A 24,831-nucleotide genomic window follows, 5' to 3' on the forward strand; every position below is an offset into this window, starting at 1 on the left:
TCTCCCGGACGACGCTGAAACTGCCGGGAGTGTGGCGTTGCAAGGTGGCAGGACCTGCGCCGCAATTGTGATGAATCGTGGCGCAGCGCGAACTCTTGTAACATCGCGCGCCTCATGACCATCGCCTTCTTCGACCTCGACGGCACCATCACGCACCGCGACACATTGCTCCCGCTGGTGCTGCGTCTGCTCGTGCACCAGCCGCTGCGCCTGCTGCGGTTGCCGGGTGTATTGCCGGCCGCCATTCGCTTCGCGCTGGATCGCGATCGCGGCGCGCTCAAACAATCCCTGTTGCGCGTGACGCTGCGTGGCATGCGGCGCGACGTCCTCGCACGGGAGTCGGAACGATTCGTGCGCGACGTCATCGCGCATCGCTGCTTCGGCGACGCGCTGGCGAAAATCCGGCGTCATCGCGAGGCCGGTCATTTCCTCGTGCTCATGTCGGCCAGCGTCGATTTCTACGTGCCGGAGTTCGGGCGGCAGCTCGGTTTCGACCAGGTGATTTCGACGGGCGTGCGCTGGGAAGGCGAGACGTTCGACGGCACTCTCACTACCGCGAACCGGCGCGGCGAGGAAAAGGCGCGCTGCGTACGCGAGCTGCTGGCGCAGCGCGACGACTCGGAAAGCTTCGCCTACGGCAACAGCGATTCCGATCTTCCGCATCTGCAGATCGTGCGGCATGGATTGCTCGTGAATGGCTCCTCGGGCGCGCGCCGCGAGGCCGCCGCGCTCGGCGTGCAGACCGCCGAGTGGCGCTGATCGCCAGCGCCTCCAGCTTCCCGGCGCCTGTGATGCGATTCACACTTATCGACGGGTAGTGCCTCGCAGGCCACGCCTCCGGCCGCCGCATCGGACGCCAGTCACATAGACGGCGACACCCGCCACCTACGATACGGCCTTAGTCGTCCGTATCGCCTGCAAATGCCCACAACGCGGGGAAAAATCCGGTCCTTTGCCGATCGCGCGCGCCTCGCGTTCGCGACGCTGGGCGCGATTTTTTCGGTCAGCGCCGCCGCCACGCCGCCGCTCAGTGTGCAGCGTTACAGCCTCGAAGAAGGTCTCTCGCAGCAGGCCGTCAATGCCATCGTGCAGGACAGCGAAGGCTTCATGTGGTTCGGTACCGAAGACGGCCTCAACCGCTTCGACGGTTACGAATTCCGCCAGTTGCGTCATGACCGCGGCGACGCGCACACATTGCCCAACGGCTGGGTCTCTTCGCTGGTCGCGACCGAGGACGGGTTGTGGATTTCAACCGACGGCGGTGGCGTCGTGTTCCGCAACGCGCAGACCGGCCAACTCGAGCAGCCCGCGCTGCTGCGCGACGCACCCGATCTGCAGCGCGTACGCATGCTGGCGCGCGACCGGTTCGGGCGGCTGTGGATCGCGTCGCGCGACGCCGGCGTCGCCATCTACGATCCGCGCAGCGGCGCGCTCGAGCGCCTGCGGCATTCGCTCACCGAGTCGCAATCGTTGTCCGACGATGCGGTGCACACCATCCTGCATCTGCGCAGCGGCGACACGCTGATCGGAACCGCGAGCGGACTCGATCGTTCCTCAGCCGCGAATCTCGATGTCACCCGACTCAGGCTGCCGCCCGAACTGAGCCCGCCGGGTGAGCCGCTGCGGGTGCGCGCGTTGGCCGAAGCGCCCGATGGCATGGTCTGGGTCGGCACCGATGCGGGCCTCGGCCGTTACGACCCGCGCGGTGAGCGCTGGCGCGTATTTCGCGAGAACCGGACCAGCCCGACCGGCCTGCCAGGCAACCGCGTGCAGGCATTACTCTTCGACAGCCAGGGACGCCTGTGGATCGGATTGATCGAAGGACTCGCCTGGTTCGACTCAGCGACGGAAACCTTCGCGACTTACCACCGCGACGACGCCGAGCTCAGGTCGCTGCCCGACGATTACATCGTCTCGCTGTTCGAGGATCGCGGTGGCAGCCTGTGGATAGGCACCAAGACCGGCGGACTCGCGAAGTGGAATCCGCGCACCTGGTCGTTCGGCCACTTCCGCGCCAGCTCCGACGAAGGATTCACCGACCGCAACATCACCTCGTTCGCCGAAGACAGGCTGGGCCGGCTGTGGATCGGCACGTTCGGCAGCGGCATCAACCTGCTCGACCGCCAAACCTCGCGGGTGACGCCGGTGCGCCACTCGAACGCGCGCACGTCGCTGAGTGATGACCGCGTCATGGCCTTGCTCGAAGGCAGCGGCGGCGAGGTCTGGGTCGGCACGATGGGCGGCGGCCTCAATCGTTTCGATGCGCAGACCTTGAAGGCCGAAGTGTTTGAGCACGACCCCGGCGTTCCCACGTCGCTCGCCGCTGCAGGCGTCATGAGCCTGATCGAGGTCGACAGACAGGTGTGGGTGGGGACATTCGGCGGCGGCATCTCGCGCTTCGATGCGCGCACGCGCCGCTTCGACAGCCTGCGGCCCGGCCCCGAGGATGGCTTGCACCTGTCGAACGGCCGCATCACGGCGCTGGCCCGCGATCGCAGCGGTCACGTGTGGATAGGCACGGATGGCGGCGGTCTCAATGTCTGGGATCACAAGACCCGCCGGCTCTACTACTACAAGCGCGACGCCCGGCAACTCGACTCGCTGAGCGCCGACTCCATCTATTCGATCCTGGTCGACGACGCGGGCAACGTCTGGATCGGCACGCGCGGCGGCGGCCTCGATCGCGTGCTCGATCCGGCGGAAGGCCCGGCCGACCTGCGTTTCGTCAATTTCTCCGAATCGCAGGGGCTGCCTAACAACACCGTCTACGGGTTGCGGGCCGACGGCACCGGCAACATCTGGATCAGCACCAACTTCGGCCTGGCGCGCCTCGATCCGCGCAGCGGCGCGATCCAGCGTTTTCACCGGCTGCACGGCCTGCAAGGCGAGGAATTCAACTTCGGCGCGCACTACCGCGATCGCAGCGGCAAGCTGTTCTTCGGCGGTGCGGCCGGCTTCAACGCCTTCTACCCGGAAGTGCTCGAGTTCAACGAGCGCCCGCCTCGCGTCGTATTGACCCAGCTCCTCAAGCTCAATGCCCCCGGCGTCGCCGGCATTCCCGAGGAGCGCATCGGGCGGCTGACGCTGGGTCACAAGGAAGACGTCGTCACGCTCAAGTTCGCGGCGCTCGACTACGCCGACCCGAAGGCGAACCGCTACGAATACAAGCTCGATGGCTTCGACGACGACTGGGTACACGCCGACGAACGGCGTGCCGCCACCTATACCAACCTGCCCGGCGGCAAGTACGTGTTCCGCGTGCGCGCCAGCAACAGCGACGGCGTGTGGAGCACCGAGGACCTCGCGCTGCCGATCGACGTGTCGCCATCACCCTGGGCATCGCTGTGGGCATACGCGGGTTATACGGCCATCGCCGCGCTGCTGTTGCTGGCCGTGTGGTATGGACAACAGCGCCGCATCGCAGGTGCGGCCGACCAGCGCCTGGAGCTCGAGCAGCAGGTCAGTGATCGCACCTACGAATTGGCCGAACGCAATCGCGAGCTCGAAGAAGCCAACCGCAAACTCGAGATGGCGAGTTCCACCGACACACTCACCGGGCTTGGCAACCGCCGCTACCTGATGGAGCAGTTCCCGCGCCTGCTCAAGGAAAAACGCGTGGATCACGGCCTCGCCATCATGATCATCGATCTCGATGCGCTCAAACCCATCAACGACCAGTACGGTCACGCCGCCGGCGACGAAGTGATCGTGGAGATCGCGAAGACGCTGCGCCAGGCCATCCGTCCCGAGGACATCCTGGTGCGCTGGGGCGGCGATGAATTCGTGATCGTCGCGCAGGCGCAGCACGTCGAACAAACCACCATGCTGGCCGAACGCGTGCGCGAACGGATCGCCAAGCTGAAATGCGTGTTGCCGCGCGGCGCCGTGGTACGCACCAGCTGCTCGATCGGCTTCACCTGCCTGCCCTTCGTGCCCGGCAAACCCGACGCGGTCAGCTGGGAGCATGCGATCAAGATCGCCGACCTCGCCCTGTATCGCGCCAAGCGCGGCCGCAATGCCTGGCGCGGCTGGTTCGGCACCGAGTTGATCGCCGGGCTGCAGTCGGCCGGACTGCACTCAGTCATAGCGGCGGTGGAATCGAACGTGGACGGCTTGATCGCCAGTGGCGCGATCATCGAACAATCATCGACGCGCGGCAGCGACGACACCGTCAATGCGCTGCGCGTCCTGCGCGAAGTGCGTTGACCGAGGCAGGCATGGACAGCGACATCGCACGATCTCTTCCCGACCTCGCGCTCATCGTGCGCCGCGACGGCGTCATCCTTTCCTGCGTCGGCGGCAACGCGGTGCGCGGGCTGCATGCGCCGGAAGATGAAATCCCGGGGCGCAACGTCGCCGACCTGTTCCCCGAATCCATCGCCAGCCACCTGTTGCAGACCGTGCGCCGCATCCTCAAGACGCGCAAGCCCGCGCAGCAGCGCTACCAGGAAGGCGAGCTCGCGCTCGAGATGCGCTTCCAGGTGCAGGGCTTCGACCGCGCGCTGGTCGTCTGCCGCGACCTCGGCGCCGGGGTCTCCTCGAATGACTCGGGCCTCTATCCCAGTGCCGATGGCAGTGCCGGTGGCGAAACCGCAGGCGTCATGCTTGCGCACCGCGACGGCTTGGAAAAATCGCTGCGCATGGCGCTCGACATGGCCGCGTTGCGCGAAGACACCGTCGGCGTCGTGCTGATTCACATCGGCGGCTACGCGACCTATCAACATGTGTTCGACTCCGCGCTGGCCAATCGGCTGCTCGAATCCGCCGTGAGGGTGATCGCGGAAAACCTGCCCGAAGCGCGTTCGAGCCTGCCGCGCGTGGCGCGTATCTCGGATGACGTGATCGGCGTGGTGCTCAGCGACATCCGCTCGCGCGCGGACGCCGATGTCGCCGTGGAAACCATCATCAAGTCTTTGCAGCACCCCGTCTATATCGACGGCCAGGTGTTCCAGCTCGCGCCCCAGGCGGGTGTCACGCTCTCCGGCACCGATGGCGACCGGGCCATCGAACTGATCGAACGCGCACTGACCACGCTCGACTCGGGCCGCCGCGCCGGCGCGGACCGCGCCATCACCTTCTATTCGGACACGTTGCGCCTGGCGTCGCTCACGCGCCTCGACTGGAGCCAGGAACTCACGCGGGCGATCGAGAAGGACGAACTCGAGCTGCACTATCAGCCGCGGTATCTGCTCGCGACCCGCGAGATCGTCGCGGTGGAAGCCTTCCTGCGTTGGCCGCACAAGATACGAGGCATGGTGCCCACCTCCGAATTCCTGCCGATCGCCGAGCTCTCCGGTCTTTCGGTGCAGCTCGGCCGCTGGGTGCTGCGCCGCGCCTGCCGCGATCTCGCTACACTTTCCGAGCGCGGCTTCCCGAAGCTGCGCCTGTCGGTGAACGTCGGCCGTCAGTACCTGTCCGCCGAGAGCCTCGCCGAGGACGTCGCCAATTCCGCCAGGGAAGCCGGCATCGAACCCGCGCAGCTCGATCTCGAGATCACCGAACAGATGTTGTCGACCGGCCGCAATGGCTTGGCGGCGCTGCACCAGTTGCGCGGCCAGGGCGTGCGCGTGTTGATCGACGATTTCGGCACCGGCTACGTGTCGCTCGGCAAGCTGCGCAATTCGCCACTCGACGGCATCATGATCGACCGCTCGTTCGTCGAGGAGGTCGGCCACGATCACGAGGCGCGTGCGGTGTGCCGCGCGGCGATCGCACTAGGCCTCGCCTTCGGTCTGCGCGTCGTCGCCGAAGGCATCGAGACGGAAGCGCAGGCGCAATTCCTGGTCGCCGAGCAGTGCCACGAAGGTCAGGGGCACCTGTTCTGCGCCGCGACGCCGCTCGCGAGCTTGTTGGACAGAATATTGCCGGGCGCGAAGGATGCGCCGGGTTCTGTCACACGCGCGGCCGCGCGCTGACTTAAAGCGCGGATTTAACCGGCCCTTATCGGAGGCGGGTCACACTTTGCCCGCCGGCGGCGTCACGCACGCACGCTCGGAAATTGCCCTTCCCGCCTCTAATGACCGGCGTTCGCGACAGCGCGCCGGGTCCACTTACGAGGCGATGTTCCGATGATGGCAGGTGTTCGCAAGACAGCCGCTCGAGTCCTGGGAGCGGTTCCCCTGGTGTTGCTGGTGTCGTGCTCCGCGGCGCCTTCCAGCACTCCGGCGGCGGGCGCAAACCCCGCCAGCGCGAAGCACAGCTACATCGTCGAAGCCGTCGACACCGACACTGCGGCGCAGGCCGTCGTGGCCGCTGGAGGCGAAGTCGTTTCGCGCCTCGGCGTCATCGATGCGGTGGAAGCCAGCCTCTCGGACGCCGAACACGCAACGGTGCTCAAAGCGGAGGGTATCAAGCAGATCACCACCAACGACGTCGTCACGACGCAGGCCGCGGCGGGGGTACGCGACAACTTCGAAACCAGCTCGCTGGCCAACAACGACGGCACGCATCGCTGGTACGGCGACTGGGTCGAGCAGAACGACAACAACTCTCCTTACGACGGCAGGATTTCGATCGGCTGGACGGACAAGAACGGCAAACGGCTCATTCTCTCGGGGAGTGCGTCCATCTACCGCCGCGCGGCGACGCCGTCGAGCTCGCCTGCCGTGACGCTCAAACTCAAGAGCGCGCGTTTCGGCCTCCGGGCCGGCGAATACGTTTCCGTGCAGGCGAGCGGCAATGGCGGCGCGAGCTGGACGGAGGTCGGCCGCTTCGCAGGCCCCGCCAGCGACTCCGCATTCATCAGCCACAGCTACAACATCACCGCGTTTCGCGGCCGCAATACCGCGGTGCGTTTCGCCGCATCGATGAACGGCGCGTTCGGCTCCGACTACGTGAGCATCGACGATGTGGAAATCGCCTACACCACCACGTTCGACGCGGGCGATCCTGAACCCGTCGATGTGAACGCGCGCGACCTGCACAACGCGGGGCTGCGCGGCCGGGATGTGGGCGTCGCGATCATCGACACCGGCTACTGGAAACTCGATTCGCTCGACCGCGATTCGGCCGGCAACCCGCGCGTCGCCGCGCAGTACGACGCGATCCGCGGCGTGCTCGACACTTCGTGGTCCTCGATCTCGACCGATACCACCGGTCACGGCACCCACGTCACCAGCCTCATCGCCAGCAGCCGCAGGGACGGCGCCAACCGTTACTTCGGTGTCGCGCCGGATGCGCGCATCGTTTCGGTGAAGGCGTTCGGCGAGGACGGCACCAGCACCTACGCCACGGTGATCCGCGGCATCGACTGGGTGATCACCAACAAGAATTCTTTCGGGATCAAGGTACTGAATTTATCGCTAGGGGCCCCGGCGCGTTCGCGCTATTGGGACGATCCGCTTAATAAAGCCGTGATGCGCGCGTGGCAATCCGGCATTGTCGTAGTCGTGTCAGCGGGCAATAGCGGACCGCTGCCGCAGACCGTGGGCGTACCGGGAAATGTCCCCTACGTCATCACGGTCGGCGCGATGACCGACAGCTACACCGATTCGGCGCGGGACGATCGTCTCGCCTCCTTTTCCTCGACGGGGCCTACCTACGAGGGCTTCGTGAAACCCGACCTCGTTGCACCGGGTGGCCATGTGTGGGGCTTCATGGCGACCTACATGAAGATCGCCGTCGACCATCCGACTTATATGAACAGCGCGGATTTCTTCACCATGTCCGGCACGTCGCAGGCGGCCGCTGCCGTGTCGGGGGTTGCCGCGCTCGTGATCGCGCAGAATCCGGGGCTCACTCCCGATCAGGTGAAGTGCCGCATCATCGCGAGCGGCCGGCCGGCGGTGAAACTCAACGGTTCGCTCGCCTACAGCGTGCTGCAGCAGGGCACGGGGCTCGTCGACGCCAGGGCTGCCGTCTACGGCACGAACAATCATTGCGCCAACGTCGGTTTGAATATCGACGCGGACCTGAGCGGCGCGCAACATTTCAAGGGCCGCGTCACGCAGACCGCGGATGGCACATTCAAGGTGACGAGCCCCAACGGCTTTCTCTGGGACCAGGGTTATCTGTGGGACCAGGGGTACCTGTGGAGCCAGGGCTATCTGTGGCCGCAGGGATACCTGTGGCCACAAGGCTTCCTCTGGAGCCAGGCGCAAAACTACAGCGCCGACATCAAGTGGACCGATGGCTATCCGAGCGTGATCGGCACGAGCGTCGGAACCGCGGCCTCGATGTCCGTGAACAGCTGGGTTGCTCCGGAGTAAGCAAGTGGTGCCGGGGTGCAATTCTCGTAATTGATCAAGCGTACGTGCACGTAGTGACGCCGACTCAATTACGAGAATTGCACCCCGGCACCACTTCCGCGGCACCACTTCCGGCACCACTCACATCGACGTGCGCACCTGCCACAGCTCCGGGAAGAACTTGAGCTCCAGCGCCTTCGCCAGATACGAAACACCGCCGGTACCGCCGGTACCCGGCTTGTAGCCGATCACGCGTTCGACGGTTTTCAGATGATGAAACCGCCACAGCTGGAATTTCTGGTCGAGATCGACGAGCCGCTCGGCCATCTCGTACAGGTCCCAGTCCTTCTCCGCGTTGTGATACACGCCGAGCCAGGCCGCCGTGACCGCCTTCGACGGCGTGTAAGGCTCGGAGAAATCGCGTTCGATCAATTCCTCGGGAATGCCGTAACCGCGGCGTGACAGCAGGCGCAACACTTCGTCGTAGATGGACGGCGCATTCAACGCGCGTTCCAGCTTTTCGTAGCCGGCGGCGTCGCGCTTGTGGACCGCGATCACGTCGCGGTTCTTGTTGCCGAGCTGAAATTCCAGCACCCGGTACTGCAACGACTGGAATCCGGAGGACCGCCCGAGCGTATTGCGAAACGACGAATACTCGAACGGCGTCAAGGTCGACAACACGCTCCACGCCCCTAACAACTCCTCCTGCAGCCGCGAGATGCGCGCCAGCATCTTGAACGACGGATCGAGGTTGTCGCGCCGCACGCATTCGAACACATGCGACAATTCGTGCAGGAACAGCCGCATCCACAGCTCCGACACCTGGTGCACGACGATGAACAACATCTCGTCCTGCTCGATGGAATTCGGTTTCTGCGCGTCGAGCAGCTTGTCGAGCTGCAGGTATTCGCCATAGGACTGCGACGTGCCGAGGTCCCAATGGACGCCCTCGGTCTTGAGATCCACACGGTGCGGAATTTCTTTGTCTTCGTTCGTCATGTATCGGAAAACACCCAGCGTGGCACGTGGCGCCAACCTTGCACCAGTTCGCCGTCGAGCGCGCGCCAGTCCGCGCAATTACCTTCCACCGCCTGCCAGAAGCGCGCCGAATGGTTCATGTGCCTGACGTGGGTGAGTTCGTGCACCACCAGATAGTCCACCACGGCCGGCCGCTGGAACAACAGGCAGGCGTTGAGGCTGATGGTACCGCGCACCGAACAGCTGCCCCAGCGCGAACGCTGCCGGCGGATCGACACGTGGGCGTACGGAATGCCGGTGGTGGCCGACAGCGCTGCCACGCGCGGCGTCAATCGGGGCCGCGCCGCGCGCAGCAACCAGGCCCGCATCGCCTTGCGCATGGCGCTCGGCGTGCCCGCCCCCGTGACGCTCAAAACGCGCCCCGACGCGTCGCCGCGTTCGACCACCCGCAGCGCTCCGCTGCCTCCCGCGACCTGTAACCGCCAGGTTTCGCCGGTCGCCACGAATTCGATGGCCGGCGGCGGAAACACCTGCGGCGCCGGCCGGTTGCGCAATGCCTGCGTACGTTTGGCGTCGATCCATTCCCGGTGCGCCGAAATGAATTCCTGCACGTCGCGCGGCCGCGCACGTGGCGGCACCACGACTTCGACACGAGCATCGGGATACACGCGCAGCGACAACCGGCGCGCACGCGCGCTGGCGCGGATCAGGGGGATGAGCGGACTGCCCGCGGTTTGTCCGCCGTCATCACCGTCCGGAAAAGCCAGCTCGAATTGGGGACTGTCCCCTTTTCTCTCCCGGTCGTTCACGCCACTCATAATCTGGCCGCGAGCGTAACGCCTTCGCGAATCGCGCGCTCGGCATCGAGCTCCGCCGCCAGCAGCGCGCCGCCGATCACGTGTGCCTTGCGGCCGGCCGCTGCCAGCTCGGCCGCCAGATGATTCACCGGATCCTGCCCGGCGCAGATGACCACGTGATCGACCGCGAGCAATTCCGGCCCCTTCTCCGTCGCGATGTGCAGCCCCGCATCGTCGATGCGCCGGTAACTCACGCCGTTGCGCATGATCACGCCGCGCGCCTTGAGCGCCGAGCGGTGGATCCAGCCGGTGGTCTTGCCCAGTGTCAGCCCCAGCTTCGTTTCCTTGCGCTGCAGTAGATAGACCAGGCGCGGCGCGCGCACCGGCTGGCGGGGTACGAGGCCGCCGCGCGCCGTCAAGGTGCGATCGATACCCCACTCGGCGAAGTAGTCGTCCTCGGGGCGATGCGTGAGGAAGGTGGCGACGTCGAAGCCGATACCACCCGCGCCGATGATGGCCACCTTCTCTCCCGCCACACGCGCGCCCGACAACAGGTCGGGATAGGAGATGACCTTGGGATGATCGATGCCGTCGATCGCGGGCATCCGCGCCGAGACGCCGCTCGATACGACGATCTCGTCGAAATTGTCTTGCGCCAGCGTGGCCGCATCGGCGACGGCGTTCAGCTCGAGCCGCACGTGTGTCAGCTCGATGCGGCGCGCGAAATAACGCAGCGTGTCGTGAAAATCCTCCTTGCCCGGAACCTCGCGCGCATAACGGAACTGGCCGCCGATCTCGGCAGCGCGTTCGAACAGCGTGACGCGATGACCGCGTTGCGCCAGCGTCGTCGCGCAGGCGAGACCCGCCGGACCCGCACCGACCACGGCGATGCGCTTCGCCTGGCTCGTCTGCGTGATCAACAGCTCGGTTTCGTACGCCGCCTGCGGATTCACCAGGCAGGTGGCGCGCGCGCCTTCGAACACCTTGTCGAGGCATCCCTGGTTGCAGGCGATGCAGGTGTTGATCTCGTCTTCGCGGCCCTCCGCGGCCTTGCGCGGAAGTTCCGGGTCTGCGAGCAACGGCCGCGCCATGGAAACCAGGTCCGCCGCGCCGCTCGCCAGCAGCGCCTCGGCGCCGTCCGGGGCATTGAAGCGATTCGTCGCGATCACCGGCAGGCGCGTCGCGGCTTTGATGCGCGCCGACACCCAGCCGAATGCGCCGCGCGGCACGACGCCCGCGATGGTCGGCACGCGCGCCTCGTGCCAGCCGATGCCGGTGTTGAGCATGCTGGCGCCCGCGGCTTCCATCTGCGACGCCACCCACTCGACTTCGGCGCCGGTGCAGCCGCCTTCGACCAGGTCGAGGCCCGACAGCCGGAAGATGATGATGAAGTCGCGGCCGACGGCGGCGCGTGTCTGCCTAACCACTTCGAGCGCGAGGCGCGCGCGGTTCTCGAGGCTGCCGCCCCACTCGTCCGTGCGCGTGTTGGTGCGCGGCGCGAGGAACTCGTTGATGAAGTAGCCTTCGGATCCCATGATCTCGACGCCGTCGTAGCCGGCCTCCTGCGCGAGGCTCGCGCAGGTGACGAAGTCGTCGATCTGGTCGTACACACCGTCCGCGGACAACTCGCGCGGCTTGAAGCGATTGATCGGCGCACGCAGCGCGCTGGGCGCGACGGGAAACGGATGGTAGCCGTAGCGGCCCGTGTGCAGGATCTGCATGCAGATCTTGCCGCCCTCGTTGTGCACGGCTTCCGTCACGAGGCGGTGCCGCGCGACTTCACGCTTGTCTGAGAGTTTGCCCGCGAAGGGTTTGGTCCAGCCGGCACGGTTCGGCGCGATGCCACCGCTCACCAACAGCCCCGCGCCGCCGCGGGCGCGCGCGGCAAAATAAGCCGCCAGTTTCGGAAAATCGCGCGCACGGTCTTCGAGACCCGTGTGCATCGATCCCATGACGATGCGATTGGCCAGACGCGTGAAGCCCAGGTCGAGCGGCGCAAACAAGCGCCCGTATCTCATGGGACCGGAGTGTAGCGGCCTAACGGGTTATTTTCGCCATGAGGTTGCGGGCGAACGCGTAGTCGGGCGCGATCAGCAACGATCGTTCGAGCGCCTCGCGCGCGCCCACCACGTCGCGCTGTTCGTACAAGGCACGCCCGAGAAACGCATAGGCTTCGGCCGCGCCCCATTCGGGAATCGTCGACGCCCCGGCGCGCGCGGTTTCGAACATCTGCGTGACGGCACGCAGCTTCTTCAATGCCGCGGCCTTCTCGGCGGCGTCCTTGCCGGCGCGATCGAAGGCGGCCAGCGCCTCGACCAGCCGCACGCGCGGATTCTTCGGTTCGAGCTTCACGGCCTCGTCGATGCGCGAGCCGATTCGGCCGCCGCCAAACGGCAGCGAACTCATCTCACGTCCGGCCAGTGTGCACGCGGTCGCCAACGCGTAATCTTCGGCGCGCTGGCGCCGCCCTTCGTCGGACTCATCGAGGCCCAGCGGTACCTTGGGCAAGGCATCGACCGCGTGGTCGATCTCGTCGCCGCAGTCGTCGATGGCGTGCTTCGCCTGCGACTTCTGCGTGGTGATCAGCACCTGCGCGATGCGGTAGTGAGTCAGGGCGCGAAAATACGCACGTGTGCTCAGGTCGGCGGCGCCGCCTTCCTCGCCTTCAACCGGCTTGGGCTTGAGCGCGGCGAGCATGGCATTCAACGCGCGCGCGTCGTTGGTGTAGTACGCGTACTGGATGCGTCCTTCGACGTCGGCCCAATCTACCGGCCCGCCCTGCGCCAGCGCGCACGGCACAATCGCGGCCGACAGCGTTATCGCCGAGCCAACCCCGAGAACCCCTGCCCGGCACCACTTTCGGATCACAACTCTCGCAGACCTGCGGTGATGGGCAGCCGTGCCGCCCGGATGCCCGGCAGGATACCTGCAATGAAGCACAGGATCAGCCCGTACATGATGCCGAGCAGCATGAGCCCGGGCGTCACGGTGAATGCAAACGTCATCTGGCTGAACGACGCCCAGTTCATGGTGGAACTGCTCATTCCGTTCAGCGTCAGGTACGCGAGAAGACCGCCGATGAGGCCACCCACGGCGCCGAGGATCATCGCTTCGACCAGCACGGACACGACCACGGGGAACCCGCCGAAGCCCAGCGCGCGCAGCGTCGCGATCTCGCGCACACGCGTCGCGACGGCGTTGTAGAGCGTGTTCAACGCGGCGAACAATGCCGCGACGCCCATCATGATCGCGAGCGCGACGCCGACCGTGGTGATGATGGTCGACATCAACTTCTGCTGATCGGCGTAGAACGCCCGCTCCGACTGCACACCGACGCGCACGCGCGGATCCTTGCTGAGCGCGTCCTTAAGCGTCTTGAGCGACGCCGCGTCGTTCAACTTGGCGCGGATCGACTGAAAGCTGTTGCCGCGCCGCCAGGCCTGCTGCACGACGCGCGTGTCGCCCCAGGCCTCGGACTCGGCGATGCCGCCGCCATCGGTGTAGCGCCCGACGACGGTCCAGTCGGTGTTGCCCCAGCGCGCTTTTTTGCCCACTTCGAGCCCTTCGTACTGCTTGACCACGCCGTCGCCAACCACGATCTCGTTGGTGCCTTCCCGGAACATGCGGCCTTCGACCAGCTTGAAACTCTTGCGCACCTTGGGCGCCATCTCGCTGACCCCACGCAGCGGCAGATTGGTGCTCGCGTCCTTGCCACGCATTCGGCCATCGACCAGCACGTACAACTCGGGCGACATGATGGGCTTGTTCTGCGCATCGCGTTTGATGCCCGGCGCGTCGCTGACCACCGTGACGGTGTCGACGCCGTAGCCGCCCGACAACTCGTTGGAAGAGCCCGCGCGCATGATGATCGCCACGTCTTCGGAGCCGGAGCCTTCCAGCGCGACCTTGAACCCCGCGGCGATCGACAACAACGCCACCAGCACCAGCGTGACGCCGCCGATGCCGAGCACCGCCACCAGCGAGGACGACCAGCGCTCGGGAATGTTGCGCAGGTTCATGCCGGTCACGGCGGCGATCTGTGAAAAGGTGTTAGCCATTGCGAATCCTCAAGTGCGACGCAGCGCGTCGACGATCTTCAAACGCATCGCCGTCAGCGCCGGCCACATGCCGGTCACGAGACCGAAGGCCAGCATCAACGACCCACCTACCAGGAATGTCGCGGCGCCGATCTCGAAGACGGGGAAGTAATCCTTGATCCCTTCTCCGAGCGCGTTGGCGAATACCCACGCGAGTCCGAGGCCCGCAAGCCCGCCGGTGAAAGTCAGGAACAACGACTCGAGCAGCACGAGTCCGAGAATCGACTGGCCGCTGAAGCCCAGCGTCTTCAACACGCCGATCTCGTTGGTGCGTTCGCGCACCGACTGCGCCATCGTGTTCGCGGTGACCAGCAGCATGGTGAAGAACACCGCCGACGTCACCGACACGAGGATCAGGCCGATGTTGCCCACCTGGTCGAGGAACTGCTTGATGAACACGCGTTCGGTGGCGGTCTTCGTCTCGTTCGACGAATTGGCGAACATCGTGTCGATGCGATTCGCGACCTTTTCTGAATCGTCGGGATTGGCCACCTTGATGACCATCCACCCGACCATGTCCTTGCCGAACTGCAGCGATTCATTGAAGTAGTCGTACTGGAACATCGCGCTGCGCTTGTCCCAGCCCGAACCCGACACGGTGTAGATGCCGACGATGTTGAACTGCCAGACATCGGTGCCATCCGTCTTGCGCCAGATCTCCGAACGCAGCGGAATCCGCTGCCCGACCTTCCAGCCGTACTGATCGGCGAGCGCCTGCCCGATGACGATGGCCTGACGGTCGTTCTTCCACGCGGCCAACTCTTCGGGTTTGAGATGCACCTCCGGGTACACCTTCATGAACTCGTCGGGATCCGTCGCCTGCACCTGGATCTGCTGCTTGCTGTCCTTGAACACGCCGCCGAACCAGTTGAACGGCGCCACCGCCAGCACACCCGGCACCGCTTTCACTTTCTCGAAGTGCGAGCGCGGATTGGACACCGTGATGTTGACCTTGCTCTGGAGCATCAGGCGATCGGCGCCGGCCAGATTGATGGCCTGCGACAGGCTCGTGCGTAGCGCGTCGAGCATGCCGAACATCAGGAACGCCAGCAGGATCGAGATGAACGTGAATACCAGGCGCAGTTTCCGGCGCCGCAGATTGGCCCAGACCAGCGGCAGCCAGCGGAACATTACTTCGTCTCCCGCTCGAGCCGGCCTTTCTCCAGGTGCAGCGTGCGATTGGCGCGTTCGGCGGCGCGCGGATCGTGCGTCACCATGACGATGGTCTTGCCGTGTTGTTTGTTGAGCGCCTGCAGCAGGTCGAGGATTTCATCGCCCGACTTGCGGTCGAGATCGCCGGTCGGCTCGTCGCAGAGCAGCAGCGTCGGGTCGGTGACGATGGCGCGCGCGATGCCCACGCGCTGCTCCTGGCCGCCCGACAATTCGCGCGGCTTGTGTTTCATGCGATCGCCCAGGCCCACCAGCGTCAGCGCCGTGTGTACGCGCTTGAGGCGATCGGCGCGGCCGAGTTTGGTCAGCAGCAGCGGCAGCTCGACGTTGCGTTCGGCGGTCAGCACCGGCAGCAGGTTGTACATCTGGAACACGAAGCCGACGTTGTCGGCGCGCCAGTCACCGAGCCGCGAATCCGATAGTTTGTCGATCGACTGGCCGTCGACTTCGATGGTGCCCGTGCTGGGGCGATCGAGGCCGCCGAGCAGGTTCAGCAACGTGGTCTTCCCCGAGCCCGAGGGACCCATGAGCGCGACGAAATCGCCGCGGGGAAGATCGAGATCGAGCTTCTCGAGCACCGGCACGATCTCGCTGCCGCGCTGATACTGCTTGGCGACCCCGCGCAGGCGCGCGACCACCGGATCCGTTTTTCCGACAACCTGTTCCACTGCAGACATGCTGATTTCCTCGGCTGAATTGACCTGACTGGATCGCGCTCTAACTATTGCCTTCGGTCACCTTGATCTTGCCGCCGTCCTCGAGCCCCGCGACCACGGGTGAAACCAGTTCGTCGCCGGAGTTCACACCGGCGCGCACTTCGATCGTGCCGTCGCTCTCCGGGCCGAGTGTGACGGCGCGGCGCTCGACGCGTTCGTCGCTTACCACCCAGACGTATGCATCGCCGTTGGCGCGCTGGACCGCAACCGACGGCACGCGGATGCGCGGACCGGTATTCGCCACCACTTCGGGCGGCGGCTGATCGTCGAGGAACCGCACCTTGATGCCCATGTCGGGCAGGATCTGCGGCTCGAGCTTGTCGAAGGCGATGCGCACACGCACCGTCGCCTTGGTGCGATCGGCGGTGGGCACGATGTTGATCACGTGCGCCGCGAGCGGCGCGTCGGGATACGCATCGAGCGTGGCCTCGACCCGCTGATTGCTCTTGACGCGATTGATGTACGCCTCGTTGACGTCCACTTCCACTTCGCGGGAATCCATGTCGACAATGGTCGCAATGCCGGTGCGCGTGAAACCGCCACCGGCCGACAACGGCGAGATCATCTCGCCCGGCTGCGCATCCTTCGAGATCACCACGCCGGCGAATGGCGCGCGCACGTTCAAATCGTCGAAGTCGAGCCTGCGCATCGCGAGCTGGCTTTCCGACACCTTCACCTGCGCCTTCGACGCTTCGAGGCGCGCCTGCAACGCGTTGTATTCGGCGCGCGTCGTGTCGAGCGCGGTCTGGCTGACGAGCTGCTGCTTCACCAGCGATTCGTTGCGCTCGAGATTGCGCTTCGCCTCCGCCATGCGGACTTCGATCTCGGTGAGATTGCGGCGCGAGGCGTCGAGCTCGCGCTCGGACATCGTCAGAATCGTGCGGCTGTTGACGGGATCGAGGCGCGCGAGCACCTGGTCCTTCGCCACTTCCATGCCTTCCTCGACGTAGATCTCGAGCACCTTGCCCGTGACCTTGGACGACACGGTCGACATGCGGCGCGCGACGACGTAGCCAGACGCGTTCAACACGGAGTTTCCCAGACTCGGGCCAGAGCTGTCGGCTTCGGCGGTGAACGTGGTGACTTCGATGGTCTTGCCACCGAGCCAGAACCACAGGCCGGCCGCGGCGCCGAGCAACGCGACAACGGCGACACTTATATAAGCGATCCTGCGGCCGTTGCCCCCGCCCGTATCGACCACGGAGCGATCGATACGCAGGGATCCGAGGGATTCTGAGTCGAGCGGCATGCGTTGTTAAGTTCCTGAAATTATTGGGCCGGGTCCGACAGGCGTGGAGATTAAAGGAATTCTTTCGAGGGCACATCTGTGATCTGTCATGTCGATGAGGTGAGACTCGTACCGCGCCGGCCCATCCAGTCATGGACGATCGGGAACACTGGAAATCGACACCGCTCTAGAATCCGCGCACTTTGTTTGCGCACATGACGACAGAAGATGCAAACACATGACTAACCGTTGGGACGCCCTCGACGTATTTCGCGGCCTGACTATCGTCGCGATGCTGCTCAACCTGAGCCCGGGCTCCTGGGAGCACCATTACGCCTGGCTGGTGCATGCGAAATGGGAAGGCTGGACGCTGATCGACATGGTCGCGCCGGCATTCCTGTTCTTCATCGGCGCGGCGTTGCCGTTGTCGTTCACGCGGCGTGCGGAGCAAGGCGCGACGCGCGCGGCACTGCTACAGCATGTCGTCTGGCGCGGACTGATCCTCGTCGCCATCGGCTTCTTCCTCAATCTCTATCCGAAGTTCGACTTCGCGACGGTCCGCATCCCGAGCGTGTTGTCTCGCATCGGCCTGTGTTACCTGCTAGCCGGTAGTTTCATCGTGCTGACGGCGCGATTCCGGAACGGCACACTCGCGCTGCGCCCGGCGCTGATCGCCGGCGTCGCCGCGTTCATCCTGGTTTCCTACTGGGCGCTGTTGTACTTCGTGCCCGTGCCCGGCTTTGGCGCGCCGCGCTTCGACCCGGTGGGTAGTTGGCCCGCGGTCATCGACCGTGCCGTCATCGGCGTCGCGCACTTCTTTCCCTACTGGCCGGTCGACGGGAAGGTGGTCTTCGATCCCGAAGGAATCCTTTCCACTTGGCCGGCCTGCTTCAACATCCTGCTCGGCGCGCTGGCCGGCATTGCATATCGGCGCGGCACGGCAAGACAGCCGGCGCTAACGGCGATCGGCGCGGGCGCACTGCTGATCGCCCTCGCCTACGCGTTGCTAGGCATCTGCCTCATGGTCAAGAACCTCTGGACCAGCACATTCGCACTGTTCAGCGGCGGCTTTTGCCTGGTGCTGCTCGGCGTCCTCATGGCCGTGTCGCGACTCGGCGGTGTACGGCAGGCGCTGGCACCCGCACGGATCTTCGGCGAGAACCCGCTTCTGGCGTACATCCTGGTATTCCTCGCCGCGCCGCTCGTCGACGGCAATTTCTTCGGCACCGCCGAGGCGCCGCAATCGCTGCGCGGCGCGGGTCAGGCGTGGTTCTCGCAATTCTTCGAACCGCGTGCCGCTTCCCTTGCGTTCGGAGTCTGCGCAGTCGCCGCAATATTCGTCGTGCTGCTCGTCTGTCACCGCAAGCGCTGGATTCTCAAACTGTAGCCACCGCACGGCAGGCTAGAATCGCGACCGCATGGAATTGATCGACATTGGAGTGAATCTCGCGCACGACAGCTTCGACGCCGACCGCCCCGCCGTCATGCAGCAGGCGTCGAGCGCGGGCGTGACGCAAATGGTGGTGACCGGCGCGAGCGTCGCAGGCACGCGCAAGGCGATCGAACTTGCGGTCGCGCATCCCGGTGTGCTGTTCGCCACCGCCGGCGTGCATCCGCACCATGCCGCGGATCTGACCGCCGAAGCATTCGCGGAACTCGCGCACTTGGCGCGCGAGCCCGCCGTCGTCGCGGTCGGGGAATGCGGACTCGACTATTTCCGGGATTTCTCGCCGCGCGACCTGCAGCGGCGCGCATTCGCACGGCAATTGGAGCTCGCCAGCAGGCTGGGCAAACCCGTCTTCCTGCATCAACGCGATGCCCACGACGACTTCGTCGCGATCCTGCGCGAGCATGGCGTCCAACGGGGCGTGGCGCACTGCTTCACCGCGGGCGAAAAGGAACGCGACGCGTATCTCGAGCTTGGCCTGCACATCGGCATCACGGGCTGGATCAATGACGAACGGCGCGGTGTGCACCTGCGCGAGGTCGTCAAGGGCATCCCGGCGGATCGCCTGATGCTCGAAACCGACGCGCCCTATCTACTGCCGCGCGATCTGAAACCCATGCCGAAGTCGCGCCGCAATGAGCCGAAGTTCCTGCCGCAGGTGGCGCAGGCGGTTGCGCAGGCGCGCGGCGAAACGATCGACGCGGTGGCCGCGCACAGCACGGTCACGGCGCGCAATTTCTTTGGACTGGCCTGAACCTCAGGCGACGGCGATGGGATTGGCGCGGAAATGCGGGCTGGGTTTGGCGGCTTCCCTGATTCGCGCCCACGCGCCCCGGTACTTCCCGACTGCGATGTCGAGCTCGGCGGCGCCGAGTTTCGGAAACTCCGCGGCGACCGACTCGAGCATCACGGTGAAACGCGGCAGCCCCTTCGGAAACTTGGCGCGCCTGGTGAACACGATGCGGCCCTCGATGGGTGTCTCCGTGTCCTGCGCGATGGCCTTGACGCTCGCGATGCGGTCGTAGAGCCCGACCTGCGGATTCACGAAGGTGCTGCGGCTGCCGCCGTTCATGAGCGTCCACGCGGTCATCTGGTCGCCGCCGAAGACGTTGCCGGAGATGTCGCGCACGTCGATGACGACCACGCCGCGGCTGGTCAACAGCAGGAAATCGAGATGGAAGTCGCCGCCGTTGCCGTCGGGAACGAGCACGTTGCGCAGGAAATCCGCGGCGCCGCTGGTGACACGCGCCACCCGGCGCGCATCACGCCGTCTGAGCACATAGGCACGGCCGCCAAAAAATCCGAGCAATGCCACGGCGATCGCGGCAAGCACGATCATCACGAACTGGATCTGCGTCAGACCGAACGGTGGATTCAAGACAACCATGCTCGTTTAGATTTTTGCCAACGCGCCGGCGAGCGCCGCCAGATCCGGCTCGAGATCTTCGCAGGACACGGGACGCGAGAACAGTTTAGCAAGGCTTTCCGGCATTTCGATTTGCGCACCGGTGAGCGGCTCGACGATTTCGCGAAATTTCGCCGGGTGCGCGGTCGCTACCAGCACCCAGCGGCCGCTTTCGCGCTCCGCGGTGCTCATGCGTGCGTAAACCTCCGCCGCGGTGGCGGTGTGCGGACACCAGGTTTTCCCGTACTGGCGGAAATCGGTCGGGATGCGTGCGCGGATCTGCGCGTCGCTGACACTTTCCGCGCGCACCGCACCACGCACCGAATCGAGGTCCGGAAACAGTGCGCGCAGGCGTTCCATGTTGCTAGGCGAACCCACGTCCATCGCCGACGCCAGTGTCGGAATGCTCGGACGCGGCTGCCACTGCCCGCCCTGCAGGAAATCCGGCACCGTGCGGTTGGCGTTGTGCGCCAGTACGATGCGGCCGATCGGCAGGCCCAGCTTGCGCGCCCATACGCAGGCGACGGAATTGCCGAGATTGCCGCTCGGGATCACGAAGTTCGGCGCCACGCCATGCGCGCGGAATACCGCGAGGCTGGTGGCCGCGTAGTAGACAGCCTGCGGCAACAGGCGGCCGAGATTGATGGAGTTCGCGCTCGACAGTTCGAAGCGGCTCTTGAGCGACTGGTCGACGAAGGCTTCCTTCACCAGGCGCTGGCAATCGTCGAACGTGCCGTTCACGCGCCAGGAATGGACGTTGTCGCCCCAGCAGGTGAGCTGGCGCTCCTGCGTGGGTGAAACGAGGCCCTTCGGAAACAACACCGACACCACGATGCCGGGCCGGCGATGGAATGCGGCCGCCACCGCGCCGCCGGTATCGCCCGACGTGGCGACGAGTATGTTCAGCGGCCGCGTCGCGTCTTTGCGCAGGCGCTGCATGGCGGCCGCGAGAAACCGCGCGCCGAAATCCTTGAAGGCGGCGGTCGGCCCGTGAAACAGCTCGAGCACGGATAGTTTGCCGCCGTCGGCGACCGGCACCAGCGGCGCGGGGAAATCGAAGGCGTCGCGCGTGATCGCGGCGATCTCGCCGACGATCGGATCGCCTTCCACGAAGGGACGCAGCATCACATTCGCGACGTCGGAAAGACTGCTGGCTCCCTCGAACGCCGCCAGCGGGATGCTGGGCCAGGTCTCGGGGACATAAAGGCCGCCGTCGGGCGCAAGGCCCTGGGTCAGGGCGGCGCCGAAGCTCGCCGCCGGCGAGTTGCGGCGAGTGCTCTCGAACTTCATGGACTGGTCGTGACGACGTGCGCGCCGGTGGACGTGATCGGCACGATCCACGCATCGGTTTCCATACCCGCCGCCTTGAACGCCGCGAGCATCGCATCGCGCACTTTCGGCGCATCGGCGTCGAGCGACCAGGCGAACATCGTAGGACCCGCGCCCGAGATGGTGCAGCCGAGTGCGCCGTGAGCCATCGCGCCCGCACGTACCGCGTCGAACCCGGGAATGAGCTGCGAGCGCTGCTTCTGGATGACCACGTCATCGAACGAGGCGCGGATCACGTCGAGATCGTTCGAATAACAACCCGAGATGAAACCCGCAAGGTTCGCGGTCTGCCAGATGAAATCCGACATCGCGACTTCGCCCTTCAGGATTCCCCGCGCCTGCTTGGTTGACAGGAACAGGTGCGGATGCACGAGGATGGCGCGGATGCCATTGGGCACGGGAATCTGCTTCACGCGCGGATTGTCGATGCCCACGGTGAGCACCAGGCCGCCGAACAGGCTCGGGCTGATGTTGTCGACGTGCAGCGAGCCCGACGACACCGCCTCGCCCTGCATCGCGAACTTGAGTAGTTCGATCTTCGAGAGCGGCTTGTCGAGCAGCGCATTCGCCGCCACCACGGCCGCGACGGCCGAGGCGGCCGAACCGCCGAGCCCGCTGCCGAGCGGAATGCCTTTGTGGATGGACGCCGAGAATCCAAACCCCGGATTCAGCACCTGCTGCATGGCCAGCAAAGCGCGGCCGGCGGTGTTCTTCTCGGGATCCGTCGGAATGTCCGTGACGACACCGGTGGCGCCGGTGATCACGACACCCGGTGCGGCGGTGCGCTCGACCGTGACGCTGTCGCCCAGCACGTCCACCGAGAATCCGAGAATGTCGAAGCCGATGGCCACGTTCGCGGCCGATGCCGGCGCGAATGCCGTTGCCTTGTTCACGGTCACAGGTGCGCTCCCAGATAGGAGCAGACCCGCAGCAGGTCCGCGAAGACACCCGCGGCCGTCACTTCGGGGCCGGCACCCGGGCCCTGCACGATCAGCGGATTGGTGTTGTAACGCGCCGTCGCGTAACGCACGACGTTGTCCGTCAGCGCGATGTTGGCGAAGGCGTGAGTGCGGTCGAGCTCGGCGACGCCGACGGTGGCCTTGCCATCGGCCGTGAGCCGGCCCATGTAACGCAGCACCTTGCCGCGCGCCGCCGCGTCGTCGAAACGTTTCTTCATCTCGCCATCGTACTTCGGCAGGCCGTTCAGGAAATCGTCGCTGCTCCCCTTTTCGAGGCCGGCGGGAATCAGGCTCTCGACCTTCACGTCCTTCATCTCGAGCTTCAGGCCCATTTCGCGGCCGAGGATGATGACCTTGCGCACGAAATCCGTGCCCGACAGGTCGTCGCGCGGATCCGGCTCGGTGTAACCCTTGGTTTTCGCGTCGCGCACGATCTGCGAGAACGGCGTCTTGCCGTCGTACACGTTGAATAGATAGGCCAGGGTGCCCGAGAAGATGCCCTCGACGCTCGAGATCTTGTCGCCGGTTTCGCGCAGGTCGCGCAGCGTGGAGATGACGGGCAGGCCCGCGCCCACGGTCGCCTCATACAGATACGACGAGCTGCCGATGCGGCGCGCTTCCTTGAGCGATTCGTAGTAACCGAGCGGACCGCTGTTGGCTTTCTTGTTCGGCGTGACCACGTGGATGCCGGCGCGTAACCATTCGGCGTAGTGCTTCGCCACGGCTTCGTCCGCCGTGCAGTCGATGATGACCGTGTGCGGCAGGTGATCGACGTGCAGATGCTCGGCGAATTTCGCGATGTCGGCGGGTGTCTTGCTGGCCTCGAGCGCAGCCTTCCACCCTTCGATGGGAATACCCTGCTCCGCCAGCAGCATCTTCTTGCTGCTCATGATGCCGCGCAGCCGCAGGTCGAGCTTGAACTCGTCGCGCAGGCGCACGCTCTCGGCGGCGATCTGTTCGAGCAATACGCGGCCGACCGCGCCGGGGCCGATGAGGCCGATCGAAATCGTGTGCGGCGAAAGATAGAAGCCCGAATGCACGGCGCGCAACGCGCGCGTCGCGTCTTTCTGGTCGACGACCACGGAGATGTTCCGTTCCGACGCGCCCTGCGCGATGGCGTGCACGTTCACGCTGGCGGAACCGAGCGCGTTGAACACCTGGCCCGAGACGCCCGGCAGGCCGGCCATGCCGTCACCGACCACGGCGATGATGGCGAGGTCCTTGTCGACCTGGATGCTCTGGATCTGGCCTTCCTTCACTTCGCGATCGAACGCGGCCGTCACCACGCGCGCGGCGCGCTCTGCTTCGGCACCGGGGATCGCGCAGCAGATGGAGTGTTCGGAGCTGCCCTGCGAAATGAGGATGACCGAGATGCCTTCCTCGCGCAGCGCGCCGAACAGTCGATGCGCCGTGCCTGGCACGCCGATCATGCCGGCGCCTTCGACGTTGACCATCGCGATGTTTTCGATCGAGGTGATGCCCTTGACCGGTAGTTTGGAGTCGGGCTTCGCGCAGATCAGCGAGCCGGGTTTTTCCGGTGCGAAGGTGTTGCGGATCCAGATCGGGATGCCGCGGCCCACGGCCGGCGCCATGGTCTGCGGATGGATCACCTTGGCGCCGAAATACGCGAGTTCCATGGCCTCGTTGTACGACAGCGAATCGATGACCTTCGCGTCGGGCACGCGGCGCGGATCGGCGGACAACACGCCGTCGACGTCGGTCCAGATGTGGATCTCCGCCGCATCGAGCAAAGAACCGAAGATGGAGCCCGAGAAATCGCTGCCGTTACGGCCCAGCGTGGTCTGCACGCCCTGGCGGTTGGAGGCAATGAACCCGGTGATGATCAGCGTGCCCTTGAAGTCGTCTCCGACCAGCGCACGCAATTTGGCGCGCGACTCGTCCCACAACACGGCCGGGCCCAGCGGACCCCACTCGACCACCACCGCCTGGCGCGCGTCTATCCACTTGACCGTGCCCGGGCGTTTGCCACGCGAATCGAAGAATTCGCGGAACAGCTTGGTCGACCAGATCTCGCCATAGCCGGCGATCAGGTCGCGCACGTTCTGCGCAGCCGACCGCGTGAGTTTCACGGTGTGAAGGATGCCCTCGATGTCGTGGCGATCGCGGTCGAAGCCGGCCATGTACAGCTGCACGGCGGCGGGCGTGAGCACGGATTCGGCGATGGTGTTATGCCGCGCGCGTAACGCGTCGAGATCGGCGCGCCAGCCCTCGTCCTGCGCTTCGGCGCGCGCGACCAGGCCCAGCAGGGAATCCGTGACACCGCGGCAGGCGGACAACACGACGCCCAGCCGGCCGGGCGGCAAAGCTTCGAGAATGTGGGCGACGCGGCGAAAACAATCGGCGTCTGCGACCGAGGAACCGCCGAATTTGTGTACGACCCAGGCGGAGGGGTCAGAGGCTGGCATTGCGACGTGAAACCTGAAGGAAGGTGCAAAAAAAGCCCGGCAAATCTACTGGTTACCCCCCTCGACGTGCAAGCGCGGCGCACGCAAAGTCGC

18 protein-coding genes are annotated in these 24,831 nt (G+C 65.5%); 6 read left to right on the forward strand and 12 right to left on the reverse strand.

Annotation, left to right across the window (positions count from 1 at the left end):
• Window positions 1–114 precede the first annotated feature (114 nt).
• The 4 genes from WDO72_00405 (at window position 115) to WDO72_00420 (ending at window position 8,207) form a co-directional block, all read left to right on the forward strand.
• Window positions 115–759: an HAD-IB family hydrolase gene (locus WDO72_00405; GenBank protein MEJ0084116.1), complete on the forward strand. Its 645-nt coding sequence runs from the start codon at window positions 115–117 to the stop codon at window positions 757–759.
• A 162-nt stretch (window positions 760–921) separates the two neighbouring features.
• Entirely contained in the window at window positions 922–4,206 is a 3,285-nt protein-coding gene (locus tag WDO72_00410) for a two-component regulator propeller domain-containing protein (GenBank protein ID MEJ0084117.1), read from the forward strand.
• Between the two features lie 11 nt (window positions 4,207–4,217).
• On the forward strand, window positions 4,218–5,915 hold the full coding sequence (locus WDO72_00415) for a GGDEF domain-containing phosphodiesterase (protein ID MEJ0084118.1): 1,698 nt from the start codon (window positions 4,218–4,220) through the stop codon (window positions 5,913–5,915).
• A 153-nt stretch (window positions 5,916–6,068) separates the two neighbouring features.
• Window positions 6,069–8,207 carry a S8 family peptidase gene (locus WDO72_00420; GenBank protein ID MEJ0084119.1) on the forward strand — a complete coding sequence of 713 codons (2,139 nt, stop codon included), beginning with the start codon at window positions 6,069–6,071 and terminating at the stop codon, window positions 8,205–8,207.
• Window positions 8,208–8,327: 120 nt separating this feature from the next.
• Here the strand turns inward: WDO72_00420 and WDO72_00425 are convergent, their stop codons facing one another.
• The 8 genes from WDO72_00425 to WDO72_00460 are packed head-to-tail and all read right to left on the reverse strand — an operon-like array spanning window position 8,328 to window position 17,193.
• Entirely contained in the window at window positions 8,328–9,185 is an 858-nt protein-coding gene (locus tag WDO72_00425; protein MEJ0084120.1) for a tryptophan 2,3-dioxygenase family protein, read from the reverse strand.
• Window positions 9,182–9,973 carry a SprT family zinc-dependent metalloprotease gene (locus tag WDO72_00430; GenBank protein MEJ0084121.1) on the reverse strand — a complete coding sequence of 264 codons (792 nt, stop codon included), beginning with the start codon at window positions 9,971–9,973 and terminating at the stop codon, window positions 9,182–9,184. Before WDO72_00430 ends, WDO72_00425 begins: the two co-directional genes overlap by 4 nt.
• A gap of 5 nt (window positions 9,974–9,978) precedes the next feature.
• Window positions 9,979–11,979, reverse strand: a complete 2,001-nt coding sequence (locus tag WDO72_00435; protein MEJ0084122.1) for an NADPH-dependent 2,4-dienoyl-CoA reductase — start codon at window positions 11,977–11,979, stop codon at window positions 9,979–9,981.
• Between the two features lie 19 nt (window positions 11,980–11,998).
• Window positions 11,999–12,829, reverse strand: coding sequence for a hypothetical protein (locus WDO72_00440; GenBank protein MEJ0084123.1), 831 nt, complete (start codon window positions 12,827–12,829; stop codon window positions 11,999–12,001).
• Entirely contained in the window at window positions 12,826–14,019 is a 1,194-nt protein-coding gene (locus WDO72_00445) for an ABC transporter permease (GenBank protein MEJ0084124.1), read from the reverse strand. Before WDO72_00445 ends, WDO72_00440 begins: the two co-directional genes overlap by 4 nt.
• Window positions 14,020–14,028: 9 nt before the next feature.
• Complete coding sequence (locus tag WDO72_00450; protein ID MEJ0084125.1) at window positions 14,029–15,189, reverse strand: ABC transporter permease; 1,161 nt, start codon at window positions 15,187–15,189, stop codon at window positions 14,029–14,031.
• On the reverse strand, window positions 15,189–15,905 hold the full coding sequence (locus WDO72_00455; protein ID MEJ0084126.1) for an ABC transporter ATP-binding protein: 717 nt from the start codon (window positions 15,903–15,905) through the stop codon (window positions 15,189–15,191). The genes WDO72_00450 and WDO72_00455 overlap by 1 nt, the downstream gene beginning before the upstream one ends.
• A 40-nt stretch (window positions 15,906–15,945) precedes the next feature.
• On the reverse strand, window positions 15,946–17,193 hold the full coding sequence (locus tag WDO72_00460) for an efflux RND transporter periplasmic adaptor subunit (protein MEJ0084127.1): 1,248 nt from the start codon (window positions 17,191–17,193) through the stop codon (window positions 15,946–15,948).
• Between the two features lie 217 nt (window positions 17,194–17,410).
• Here WDO72_00460 and WDO72_00465 point away from each other — a divergent pair, with 217 nt between their 5' ends.
• Both WDO72_00465 and WDO72_00470 read left to right on the forward strand, forming a co-directional pair.
• Window positions 17,411–18,559, forward strand: coding sequence for a DUF5009 domain-containing protein (locus WDO72_00465; GenBank protein MEJ0084128.1), 1,149 nt, complete (start codon window positions 17,411–17,413; stop codon window positions 18,557–18,559).
• Between the two features lie 31 nt (window positions 18,560–18,590).
• A complete protein-coding gene (locus WDO72_00470) occupies window positions 18,591–19,373 on the forward strand; it encodes a TatD family hydrolase (protein MEJ0084129.1) in 783 nt (260 codons plus the stop codon).
• A gap of 3 nt (window positions 19,374–19,376) precedes the next feature.
• Here the strand turns inward: WDO72_00470 and WDO72_00475 are convergent, their stop codons facing one another.
• The 4 genes from WDO72_00475 to thrA are packed head-to-tail and all read right to left on the reverse strand — an operon-like array spanning window position 19,377 to window position 24,738.
• Window positions 19,377–19,997, reverse strand: a complete 621-nt coding sequence (locus tag WDO72_00475) for a nuclease-related domain-containing protein (GenBank protein ID MEJ0084130.1) — start codon at window positions 19,995–19,997, stop codon at window positions 19,377–19,379.
• Window positions 19,998–20,012: 15 nt separating this feature from the next.
• Window positions 20,013–21,314 carry a threonine synthase gene (gene thrC / locus WDO72_00480; GenBank protein MEJ0084131.1) on the reverse strand — a complete coding sequence of 434 codons (1,302 nt, stop codon included), beginning with the start codon at window positions 21,312–21,314 and terminating at the stop codon, window positions 20,013–20,015.
• On the reverse strand, window positions 21,311–22,246 hold the full coding sequence (locus WDO72_00485) for a homoserine kinase (protein ID MEJ0084132.1): 936 nt from the start codon (window positions 22,244–22,246) through the stop codon (window positions 21,311–21,313). The genes thrC and WDO72_00485 overlap by 4 nt, the downstream gene beginning before the upstream one ends.
• Window positions 22,247–22,248: 2 nt before the next feature.
• Window positions 22,249–24,738, reverse strand: a complete 2,490-nt coding sequence (gene thrA / locus WDO72_00490) for a bifunctional aspartate kinase/homoserine dehydrogenase I (GenBank protein MEJ0084133.1) — start codon at window positions 24,736–24,738, stop codon at window positions 22,249–22,251.
• Window positions 24,739–24,831 lie beyond the last annotated feature (93 nt).

The organism is Pseudomonadota bacterium (assembly GCA_037200975.1).
Lineage (GTDB): Bacteria > Pseudomonadota > Gammaproteobacteria > Steroidobacterales > Steroidobacteraceae > CADEED01.